The 2,914-nt window shown below is 72.6% G+C and carries 2 protein-coding genes and 1 pseudogene; all 3 read left to right on the forward strand.

The window, feature by feature from the left end:
- Positions 1 to 484: pseudogene (locus tag C1I99_RS33015) on the forward strand (serine/threonine-protein kinase); the annotation flags it as partial.
- Between the two features lie 693 nt (positions 485 to 1,177).
- Positions 1,178 to 1,822, forward strand: a complete 645-nt coding sequence (locus C1I99_RS30870) for a C39 family peptidase (protein WP_111137671.1) — start codon at positions 1,178 to 1,180, stop codon at positions 1,820 to 1,822.
- 208 nt (positions 1,823 to 2,030) lie between these two features.
- On the forward strand, positions 2,031 to 2,849 hold the full coding sequence (locus tag C1I99_RS30875) for a DedA family protein (RefSeq protein WP_111137672.1): 819 nt from the start codon (positions 2,031 to 2,033) through the stop codon (positions 2,847 to 2,849).
- Positions 2,850 to 2,914 lie beyond the last annotated feature (65 nt).

Raw genomic sequence — 2,914 nt, forward strand, 5'->3', positions numbered from 1 at the left:
GCCGTCGAACCGCCCGATAGCGGTGCTCGTCGCGGCCGGCGTCGCGCTGCTCGTCGGCCTGGTCGCGGTGCTCGCCCTCGGCGACGGCGAGCAGGCACCGCCGGCGGCCGGACCGTCCAGCGTCGCTCCGGTCGAGGAGCCGACCCCCGCCGCGCCGGAGCCCTCCACGGCGCCACCACCCACCACCGCCCGGTCCGCGCCGGTCAGTCTGCGACAGGTGGCCGCCGAGTTCGCCGCCGTCCTCGCCGAGGCGCAGGCCCGGGGCGAGGTCGACCGGAAGACGGCCGAGGAACTGCGCGACAAGCTCGGCGCCCTGAACCGAGGCCGCCCCCGGGACCGGGAGAAGCGGGTCGAGGAGCTGCGGAAGCGGCTGGCCGAGGCGGTCGAGAAGCAGCGCATCCCAGCCGACCTCGCGTCCCGGCTCGACGCCCTGCTCGACCAGGTCGACACCAGTTCCCGCGACGGCGACGAGGACGACGACTGAACCACCCTCAGCCCCACCGCTCCCATCGTCCCGCTCGGGAGCGCGCCCCCCGTCTGGCACCAGCGGGCCGAGCGCCCCGCGCGGGTCGACGGCTCGGGTCCAGCGGCCGCAGCGGCCCGGTACGCCCACCGGCGGTCCCCGGGCCGGGGCGGTGACTGGGGGACGTCCGGTCGCGACCGGGACATCGGTGTCACCGGTGACGGCCGATCGCGGACGGGACATGGGTGTAACCGGTGACGGCCGCCCTCGGCCAGGGGTCGGACCGGTCAGCCGTCGCAGTACCAGGTCGGGTCCCTCGGCGTGGTACACCCGGGCCGAGGGAACACAAGGCCCGGCGGTCCATGCCCCCGCGGCACTCCCTGCGTGCGATGTCCGATTCACCGGATCCCGGGTGGGGAACATCGGCCGGCCGGGGCCCGGTACACCACCCGTACGACCGAGCCGGCGTCGCCGCCTGGCCGCCCGGCGGAATGCCGACGGGCTTGCGGTCGTTACACATCCGTACGACCAAGCGCCGCCAAGGGTCGGGTGGAATGCCGGCCGGCAGCCGGTCGTTACATCTGGTCGACGCCCGCGACACCATCCCCCGGCGTGCGCGGGCGTTCTCTTTCCCCCGAACTTCTCAGCGCCTCCACCGGCGCTTGCGCTGCCGATTCCCCATGGCGGCGTCAACCCCCGATTGGAGCTTGAACGATGAACTCGATCATTCGTAAGAGCGCGCTGTCCATTGCTGGTCTGCTGGTCACCGGTGGCGCCGTCGCCGGTCCGGCGATCGCCGCCCAGGCCGCCCCGGCCGAGAAGCCGGCCATCGCGGTGCAGGCCGAGCGCAAGGGCAAGGGCGAGCGGGTGCTGGAGCACGACTACCAGGCCCAGCCGAACTTCTACTACTGCGGCCCGGCCGCCACCCGGATCGCCCTGTCGACGCAGGGCAAGGTCCTCAACCAGGACGAGGTGGCCAAGAAGCTGGGCACCACCGAGGCCGGCACCAACTCGGCCAACGACACCACCCGGGTGCTCAACGAGCTGACCGGCGGTGGCTACGAGACCACTCATATCAGTGGCGCCAAGGCCAAGCCGGAGCAGGTCGACAAGCTGCGAGCCGACGTGATCGAGGCGGTCGACGCCAAGCGCGGCGTGGTGGCCAACATCAAGGGCACCGCGGTCGACACCGACGGCAACCGGCACTCGTTCGAGGGCGGGCACTACCTCAGCGTGGTCGGCTACCGCGACGGTGGCGACACCCTGAAGATCGCCGACCCGTACGACCCGAACGAGCACTACTGGATGACCGTCGAGAAGGTTGCCAACTGGATCGCCGAGCGCGGCTACTCCAGCTGACGCTGACGAACCCACGGCCGCTGGCCGGGCCCCCGACCGGGGACCCGGCCAGCGGCTTTCACCGCCGGGGCGTCGCCCGGGGTGAAGCGGCGGGCCCCGCCCCCGCCGATCCCGGCGCCCCGCAGTTCCCGACGCGGATGCGTCCATCGGGCGGATCGGGCGGTGGGCCCATGGCGGGCTCTCAGGATCGGTTCGTAGCGTGTGGGCCATGATTCGCACCGCGCACGCCCTGCTCGCCGCCGGCACCGCCACCGCCGACGCGGAGCCACCCCAGGGCGGCCTGGTCGGCTACGTCACCGACCTGGTCGAACGGCTCGGCGGCCCGGGCGCGGGTCTGGCCGTGGCCCTGGAGAACCTCTTCCCGCCGATCCCCAGCGAGGTGATCCTGCCGCTGGCCGGCTTCGTCGCCGGGCAGGGGCGGATGAGCGTCCTCAGCGCGATCGTCTGGACCACCCTCGGCTCGCTGCTCGGTGCGCTCGCGCTGTACTACATCGGAGCGGCGCTGGGCCGGGACCGGATGCGGGCAATCGCGGCGCGGCTGCCGTTGGTCAAGCTCAGCGACGTGGACCGGACCGAGGACTGGTTCCACCGGCACGGCGTCAAGGCCGTCTTCTTCGGCCGGATGATCCCGATCTTTCGCAGCATGATCTCCATCCCGGCGGGTGTGGAGCGGATGCCGGTCTGGACCTTCGTGGTCTACACCACGTTGGGCAGCCTGATCTGGAACACCACCTTCGTGATGGCCGGCTACCTGCTCGGCGACAACTGGCACCTGGTTGAGGGGTACGTCGGCGCGCTGCAGAACGTCGTCATCGTCGCGTGCGTGGCCGGCGTCGGCTGGTTCGTCGTGTCGCGGCTGCGCCGCGCCCGCAGGGCAGCGACCCAACCAGAGGCTGCCCTGCCGCCCGTCCCGCCGCCGGCCTCGCCGGTCGTCGACACCCCGGACCGGAGCGGCCGGGGCACCATCTACCGCAGCGCCTGGGCCGACAGCCAGCACGCCGGACGCGACTACGACGGCGTGCACTGACGCGGCGGTTTCCCGACGTTGTGGGGGTGGGTGGGTGGTGGCTGTCTGGATGTCGGGTTTCGGGG

Origin of the sequence: Micromonospora deserti (assembly GCF_003236335.1) — a bacterium.
GTDB classification, from domain to species: Bacteria; Actinomycetota; Actinomycetes; order Mycobacteriales; family Micromonosporaceae; genus Micromonospora; species Micromonospora deserti.